At 56.3% G+C, this 7,884-nt stretch carries 5 protein-coding genes and 2 pseudogenes; all 7 read right to left on the reverse strand.

The annotated features are described in order from the left end of the window. Positions 1 to 143: pseudogene (locus tag J8I87_RS42640) on the reverse strand (glycosyltransferase family 1 protein); the annotation flags it as partial. Further along, positions 144 to 1,601, reverse strand: coding sequence for a glucose-6-phosphate isomerase (locus J8I87_RS42645; RefSeq protein ID WP_209938591.1), 1,458 nt, complete (start codon positions 1,599 to 1,601; stop codon positions 144 to 146). A gap of 3 nt (positions 1,602 to 1,604) precedes the next feature. Next, positions 1,605 to 2,756: a glycosyltransferase family 4 protein gene (locus J8I87_RS42650; protein ID WP_209938592.1), complete on the reverse strand. Its 1,152-nt coding sequence runs from the start codon at positions 2,754 to 2,756 to the stop codon at positions 1,605 to 1,607. Continuing rightward, positions 2,753 to 3,715, reverse strand: a complete 963-nt coding sequence (locus tag J8I87_RS42655; protein ID WP_209938593.1) for a glycosyltransferase family 2 protein — start codon at positions 3,713 to 3,715, stop codon at positions 2,753 to 2,755. The genes J8I87_RS42650 and J8I87_RS42655 overlap by 4 nt, the downstream gene beginning before the upstream one ends. Before the next feature lie 13 nt (positions 3,716 to 3,728). Continuing rightward, positions 3,729 to 5,956 (reverse strand): annotated as a pseudogene (locus J8I87_RS42660) (polysaccharide biosynthesis tyrosine autokinase). Between the two features lie 103 nt (positions 5,957 to 6,059). Then, positions 6,060 to 7,235: a polysaccharide biosynthesis/export family protein gene (locus tag J8I87_RS42665; protein WP_209938595.1), complete on the reverse strand. Its 1,176-nt coding sequence runs from the start codon at positions 7,233 to 7,235 to the stop codon at positions 6,060 to 6,062. Further along, positions 7,229 to 7,672 carry a low molecular weight phosphotyrosine protein phosphatase gene (locus J8I87_RS42670; RefSeq protein ID WP_209938597.1) on the reverse strand — a complete coding sequence of 148 codons (444 nt, stop codon included), beginning with the start codon at positions 7,670 to 7,672 and terminating at the stop codon, positions 7,229 to 7,231. Before J8I87_RS42670 ends, J8I87_RS42665 begins: the two co-directional genes overlap by 7 nt. Positions 7,673 to 7,884: the final 212 nt, after the last annotated feature.

Consider the following 7,884-nt stretch of genomic DNA (forward strand, 5'->3'; position numbering starts at 1 on the left):
TGCGCGAGCAACTCGGGCGCGACATGCGAGGCAACCAGCGTGACCTCGATGTTTTCTTCGAGCGCCGCGCGCGCGATCTCGTGATTGACACGGCCCTGCCCGTCGTTGTGACGCACGACATGCGTGACGATGGCGACTCTCAATCAGTGGCCCCGGTCAGATATGTCGTTTCGAGCCTTCAGACTCCGCCAGTGCGCCGCAGACAAGATAGAGAAGATGCTTCCATACAAGAGAAGGCCGCTCGTTCCAATGACTGAGTTCGTGAACAAAAGCATCGCCGCAACTGCCGTCGCAATGGAGAGATTTGCAGTTGAGAATCCGTCATCAGAAAGACGGAAGGACTTCGATACCGCACGGATCAGAAGCCAGATAAGCCCCGACATGTACAGCAGTGAGCCCGGCCAGCCGAGCACGAACGGAATGTTCATCACGCCGCTGTCGAAGTTGCCGTACTGGCCGAGCTGGCCGGCGCCGTTCAACAGCTTCGTCGACGTGCCCGTCGCGCCCAGGCCCTCGCCCGTCACGTCGGTGAACGCGGTCTTCGCGAAGCTTGCGTAGAACTCGTTGCGCGCGGCGTAGCTCCGGTCGTCATGCAGATTGACGATGGTCTGCAGTCGAACCTGCATCCTTTCGGCAATAGGACCGATCATGAGTAGAGGGACGGCGAGCACCGCCAAGACCATTGCACTTGCGGCAATACGCACGCGAACCTTGCTGTTTGACTTCGCCAACTGGATCAGCATCGCGACCACCCAGCCGCCCCACGCCGAACGCACAAGACTCAAACAAAACGCAAGAAAGCCGAACGCGCCAGCAATCCACCGCACGCGATGATTCGCTGCCGTCAAGTAGATCAGCGCGCCCATCATGACAAAAGCGAACGGGCCCGGCGAGTTCATCGTGCTGAACACACGCACACCGAACGGTACGGGCTCGCCTATCGAGTTCATCTGTGAATTCGACATCCAGAGCACGTCCCAAGGAGGCATGATGCAAAACTGTACGAGGCCGTAAATGCCCGTTACTAACATGCCCCCTACAAAGGTTCCGACGATTGTCTCCCGGCATTCCGGATATCTATGCGAATACGCCATGATGTGAAAGCCGATCAGGATCGGATAGATCCAGTTCGCGAGGTCGTACAAAGCCGCCAACGGGCCGCTGGAGGCGACACCGATCATGAATGCATAAGCAAGCCCTGCGAGCACCAGAAGGACGGGCAAGCCGCGTTTTTGTGCTAGCACAGGGTAGAAGCGGATCAGCGAAAGTCCGCTGATCATCGTGACGGCGAGCGGCGCGACCTGGATCAGGCTCGTCGGCGTGTAAGCACCGTTGGACCAATCGGCCAAACGGCGCACTTCCGGGCTCAGGAACCACAACCACCACGTGTAGCCGATGTAACGCAGCGGATTCTTGAAGTACAACCAGAAACCTGCTGCAGTCGACAGCACAGGGAACGCGAGCGTCAGAGCCGCGCCCTGATGAGCGATGATCAGCATCGCCGTCACAAGCCATAGCAACGCGGGCGGCATCCACTCATTGCGGCCGTCGTTGACAATACCCGTTGCGCTTGCGCTGATGGCTCGGGCTTTCAACGTCATCGCCTATTCTCCCTGGCGGTTTGGCGACGTATCCGCTTCACCGTTCTGATGCGAACCTTGACACACCGTTTGCGCATGGCGGCGCAACAAATCGCAAGTGACCCTCACGTGCTGTCGCGCATAGTGCTCGGTCGTATGATCGCGGGAAACGAGTTCGTGAGCGGCCTCCCACACCTGCCGCAAGGCTTCCTCTGGTTTTGACGCAAGACCGAGCAGTGCATCGCGCAACGCGTCCGCATCGAATGGCGGCACATAAGCCACGGCACGCTCGGAAAAATAGTCCTGCAATCCGCCGACGTTCGACGCGACTATCGGCTTGCCGACGGCGCCAGCCTCGAGCATCACCGTGATACCCGACACATGCGAGTTTGGCCGCAATGGCACGACAACCACGTCGGCCCAGTCGTACAACTCGCGCTGCTTGTTCAGACCCGCTGCGGGCGTGACATGTACGTTCGGCGAGCGCAACGAGCGCGGAATGCGCCGCCGCGTCGCGAGCCGCACGGCAAAGCGTGGATCATTGCCGACGGCCTTGATGAGCGTCTCCCAGTCGCGGTCACGGTCGTTGCCGATGGCCGCGATGCGTAGCGGCGTGTGCGGCTGCCATTCCTTCGGCGGCTGCACGGGAAAGTCGCGTGTATTCAAGCCATAAAAAAGCTGCGTCGCGTCGCGGCCGAAGTATTCGCGACATAACAAGGCGTTCTCGCGTGCGTGAGTCGCCAGCAGATCGGCGCGTCTGATCAGCTTGCGATAAAACCAGCGGCGAATGAGCCCGTAGTCCGGCCACTTGTCGAGCAGCCACACGCTTTGCGCGAGCAACAGCGGCGGCCTTCCATGCTTGATACGCCGTCCGCGCATCAGCAGCAACAGTGCGACGGACAGCCATTCGTATTCCGTATGTGTCCAGATCACGTCCGAACGCAAAATCTCGTCGCGGTTGCGCAGCGTATGAAGCAGATCGAAGCCGAGCATTGCCTTCAGCGCGCGGCGTACGAGGCGAACCGGCTTGGTTTCCTTCGCGTCCTGCGAATACGTCAGCTTGAACTCATCCGATTCGGCATGGTGATAGCCGTACAGGCAACCAATGTTCTCGCCTTTGCGATAGAAGCGCGGATCGGCGCCGTAGAAGAGATGCACATGAACCTTTGTCGTCATGCGTGCATCCCTTTGCCCGTACCCGTGCTGCCGTTGCGCGCGAACGCGCAGCGCGCCTCGCGCGCGCCCATGCGTACGGCGCGCCAGCGTGCGAGTTTCGTACTACGCTCTTCCGACAGCAATGCAAGAAACGCGTGTACACATCCAGGATATGCACGCGTACCAACGAGCATGTACCACCACCATACAACGCCGCGATGTAGCGGAGACAAATGACCTCTAAGGGTCAAATGCAAGTTGAATGCCGCATTGCATATAGCTGCCAGGGTCGGTACGTCTCGCCGATCTTCGTCAAAACGTTCCGCAGGAAAGTGATCGACAGCTATTTGGGGATCGTAGACCAGTCTCCAGCCAGCCTTTTTCACGCTCATGCTAAACGCCATGTCGTTATGGACCTGCGCCCCTGTTCCGCGCAAACGTGTATCGAAGCGAATATTGCGGACCGCTTCGCGCCGGTAACTCATGTTTGCACCCTTAAGCACGTCCACTTCGCGTGGCTCGCCAACGCCCAGATGATGATTGCCGATGACTTTCCCGAAACACGTTATCTTGCCTACGATAGGCCTCTCACCTTCGACTAATCGTCCCTTCAGGTGCATCCAGTCCCGCCCGCCAATCGCACCGAGACACGGGTCAGCTTCAAAAGCGGTCACTATGCGTCGAGTCCAGTCGGCGTGGGGTGCCGCATCGTCGTCGGTGATCGCAATAACGTCGCCAGAGGCGGCTTCAAGCCCACGATTGAGTGCCGCAACCTGGCCCGGCACATCACTCAGCACAACATTAAGAGGCAGCCCTTCTACGATCTTTCGGTCGCCCAAACACGTCAACGTAGCGTCGTCCTCCGACCTGGCGACAACAACGACTTCATCGCAACTTCGCTCCTGCTGTCTCAATGCAAGTAGGCAACGTACGAGGTCTGCCGTTCGGCGATAGGTCGGAACAAGCACAGTAACTTTCATCGCAGGTCTCTCTTCAAGCCGATGAGGCTTCGACGCTCAAATAGTTATGTACAGCACCATATCCATAGCGACCATGCCTCGACATGCCGTTGAAGATCCCCCCTTCAAATCGATACCCGCCACTCTGAGCCGCTTGATCGCATCAGCAATCTCGAATGGACGGTGCATACCCGATCGCATGACAAGGAAATTCGTTCCTGCATGTTCGCCGACGAGCGACGCATCCGTCACCGCCAGCACCGGCGGCGTATCGATAAGAACAACGTCGTAGTTCATTTCAAATTCTGCGAGACAGTTCACAAGTCGAGTCGATGTCAGCAACTCCGCGGGGTTGGATGGTCTCTGCCCACAGGAAACAAAGCTAAGTCCATCGATACTCGATTCGCGCACTGCCGCATTGATTTCAATCTTGCCCGCCAGGAGTTCCGCCAATCCATTAGCCGCCCCTCCGCCGATATAGCGCTCAAGCGATCCCCGACGCATGTCCGCATCGATCATCAGCACTTTCTTGCCTGAATTTGCCAGCAAGACTGCCAGATTGACTGTCAAGAAGCTCTTACCTACACCCGGCACTGGGCCCGTCAACATCACGATGCGATTGGACGCGCTCATCAGCGCAAACTGCAATGACGTTCGAAGGCTCCGAAGACTCTCCACACAAACATCTCCGGGGTTCGAATGGGCCAATACCGGATAACGTCGCAAGCTCCCTGAAACGGATACTTTCGTGAACTGAGCCTCATGCTCGCTTAGCGGCACCATTCCACAGATCGGCAGTTGGAACATGCGCTCAATTTCTTCAGGATCTTCAATTCCCTTGAACAGCCTTCTCCGCGAGAGAATCACAATGGAACCCAAGATCAACCCTAACATCAATGCAGCAGACAAAATCAGTATCCGTTTTGGCTTAATCGGGGTTCCCGGCCGGAGAGCGACGTCGACAAGCTGCGCGCTACCGCCTGTACCCGCTTTCTGTACGGACAACTCCTGTTCGCGAGTCAGTACAAGTTCGTAGATCTCAGCAGCGACTTTGGCGTCACGCTCCAATTGCACGGCACGAACTTGTGTCTCTGGCAACCGCCGGAAACGGTTTTCATAGCGATCACGCTGATCAACGAGTTGTTCAATTTGCTCACTCGTTGCCCTTATCATTGGATGATCGTCTCCAAATCGCTGCTGAAGGGCCACCAATTGAAGACGCATCGCGGATATCTGTTGTTCGTAAGCGACGCTACCCGCCAGATAAACCTTGGCTTCCTCGCCCGCAGTGATTGAGCCTGATTGCGTCTGATAGTGCGCAAGTGCCATCTCTGCCTTGTCCAGATCTGCTTTGAGACGTGGCTCTTCGCTTTTCAAGAAAGAAAGCATATTTTCAGCATTCTTCTGCTTGCTTTGAACATGTTGACGAAGATATGACTGCGCCAGCTCGTTGGTAACGTCTGCCGCGAATTGAGGATCTTTGTTTTCCATGGATACGTCGACTAGCCCGGTGAGCTTACCTTGCTCCTGGACCTGAACGTCCTTTAGGAACAGGTTCACGGCGTCGACGTCATTAATCCGAATGATGGAAAAACGAGTACCCGGACGGGCGACCAATTGCTTGACGAGAATGGTCACCCCTTGTCCGCTGACAGGGTATCCCACTTCTCCGCGAAGCAAAGCTGTGCCGTCCGGGTCTCTCAATTCAAAATGCTTCGAGTCCGCTACGGTCAGGATCAGTTTCTTGCCTTCTAACGCCGGCGGAACCTGAACGCTGTCCACGTCTAATAGCTCGCCCCCCCATGCGAACGATGACAAGCCCAACCATGCCGGAGAAGGTTTTCCGGGCGTCGCAAAAGCAGACGAAAGCGAGGCAATAATTGGCACTTGCTTCGGTTCGACAGAAAGGTCGAGCTTGAACTTCTTGACTACAGGGCGGACCACATCGCGACTCTGGATGATCGCCATTTCCGCATCGGTTGGAACGGGCGCTATCGCGCTCGTCACACTACCCAACTGCATCAGTAGTTGTGAAGAATCATCGGCCTGCTCAATCTTGATCAGCGCGTCAGCCAGATATACCGGTTTCGCAAACAGGCAATACAACCCAGCCAATGAGAGCACGACGGCTGTCACTCCGACAAGCCACCAAACGTCGTCCATGATTGCGCGCAACAAGTTGTCGAGAACAATCTCGTCGTCCGCATCCGGTTGTGTGCCGCGATGCGAGTGCCCGTGCTTCACTACTTCCATATTCACAATTTTCCAGGGTGAATTGCGATTGGGATATCGACGTTGTTCGTCGGCTTTGTCACTTGTGAAAGTGCGCACCGCCGGGCGGCACGCGCCCGGCAACCAAGATGACTTAGCGCGTCAGTTGCTTTAGATAGAAAAGCGTCTGCAGCGTCGGCAAGACCTGCTGCAACACACGATTGAACGTAGTCGATGCCGCTGTCCCTACGTAGACAACATCCATCGGTTTAAGCTGAAACTGGGCCGACAGCATGATCGAATCAGGCTGCGTCATGTCGAGGTGAAATACCTCCGGCGTCGTGGGCTGATCTTTCATCCCACGCATCACGTATATCTGGCGCGGATTTGCATCCGCATCCAGAATTCCGCCAGCCTGTGTAAGCGCATCTGCAATCGTCAGGCGACCCTTGTACATTGGCAAAGGCGTTGGCGTTTTGACCTCGCCCATAACGAAGACCCGGCTATCGACTCGATCGGGAACATTGATGACATCCCCAGCCTGAAGCATCACGTCCTGCGTCATGTCACCTCTGTCGAGCATGCGATTGACGTCAAGCACGTAAAGTTGCTTTTTCCGAACAAGACGGACCCGCTGCAAATCTGCCTCTGCCGTCGTTCCTCCCGAACGCGTAACCGCATCAACCAGCGTAAGCGGGACGTCGCTGATGGCCAAAGGTCCAGGCGTCTTCACTTCACCTGTCACTTGCACTTTCTGACTGCGATACGACAAAACCCGAACATCGACCTGCGGGTCCCTGACAAATCGGACTAGGCTCGCTGCAACCTGGTCGCGAATCTGAACGACCGTCTTGCCTGCCACATGCAATCGGCCGCCAAACGGAATGAAGATCGTCCCGTCGGCCGCAACAGTCTGGCCATACGGGTCGGACTGGCCCGGTAGTGCGGCGCTATACGGCTGTTTTAATGTGTCTGCAAGCGTTTGCGTCGTATTGCCGCCAGAAGAAAATCCCGCCCCCGCCGGAGTTGTCAGTTCCGGGTGGTCCCATACAGTGATTCCGAGGATATCCTGCGGCGCGACGTGATAAACATAACCGTCCGAGCCCGCGAGTTGACGACTCAACTGCTCTTGAGCACGCTCGGCGTCCCGGCGCGCGCCAGCCTCTTCCGTGATCAAGGTGGCATTGATCGACTTCACCTGATACACCTCCGCGGGCTGACCAGACGTTTCCGTCTGGAGCCTTGAGGTGTCAAGGTAATTACCCGGTGCGGTGACACAGCCCGACAAAATCGGCAAGACAATCAGGCTCGTAAAATAGCGTTTCAACATAGACGGTCAATCCAACTTGCAACTACTCGCTCGATCAATGCCAGTGTCTCGTGATACAAGGACTCGTCCTTTCCATGAGGATCGTTGATTTCGACACCTTCCCAATTGCCGAGCCCGAATACCTTGCCACGTGAAGTAGGCTCAAGAGCCTCGATCTTGCATATCTGTTGACGCTCTGCAGCGAGCACGAGGTCCGCTTCTCGCACCATCGCCGCGCTCAGGCGTCGCGAATGGTGTTCTCCTACATGTACGCCACGCTGGGACAACAACCGTTGCATCGTTGCGTCCATGTGCATGCCTTCGATCGCGCGAATTCCGGCCGAGTGATAGATCACCTTCCTTTTCGACTTCTTTTCATGCAATGTCTTGAAGACCATTTCTGCCGCAGGTGATCGGCAAATATTTGCATAACAAACAATCAAGACATTGGAAAACATTGGACCTTTATCGGCTCGGCGCATTCGACTGGATGAAGACCGGACTAGAGACCCGACAAGCGTCCTTATTCAACTGATCGAACAAATAACTTGCTCGTCTTCTCGCCTGCCTGATTAACTGCTTGAGTCTTCCTGCCAATCGAGTGATAGTCGATGCCGAGCTCCGACATCGCCTCCGGTTCATACAGATTGCGGCCGTCGAAAATCAACGG

It is taken from the genome of Paraburkholderia sp. LEh10 (genome assembly GCF_017814945.1).
Classification (GTDB): domain Bacteria; phylum Pseudomonadota; class Gammaproteobacteria; order Burkholderiales; family Burkholderiaceae; genus Paraburkholderia.

Coding starts and splice junctions, on each gene's coding strand:
- J8I87_RS42670 (WP_209938597.1), bottom strand. CDS start 7,672: ATGTTTTCCAATGTCTTGATTGTTTGTTATGCAAATATTTGCCGATCA.
- J8I87_RS42645 (WP_209938591.1), bottom strand. CDS start 1,601: ATGACGTTGAAAGCCCGAGCCATCAGCGCAAGCGCAACGGGTATTGTC.
- J8I87_RS42665 (WP_209938595.1), bottom strand. CDS start 7,235: ATGTTGAAACGCTATTTTACGAGCCTGATTGTCTTGCCGATTTTGTCG.
- J8I87_RS42655 (WP_209938593.1), bottom strand. CDS start 3,715: ATGAAAGTTACTGTGCTTGTTCCGACCTATCGCCGAACGGCAGACCTC.
- J8I87_RS42650 (WP_209938592.1), bottom strand. CDS start 2,756: ATGACGACAAAGGTTCATGTGCATCTCTTCTACGGCGCCGATCCGCGC.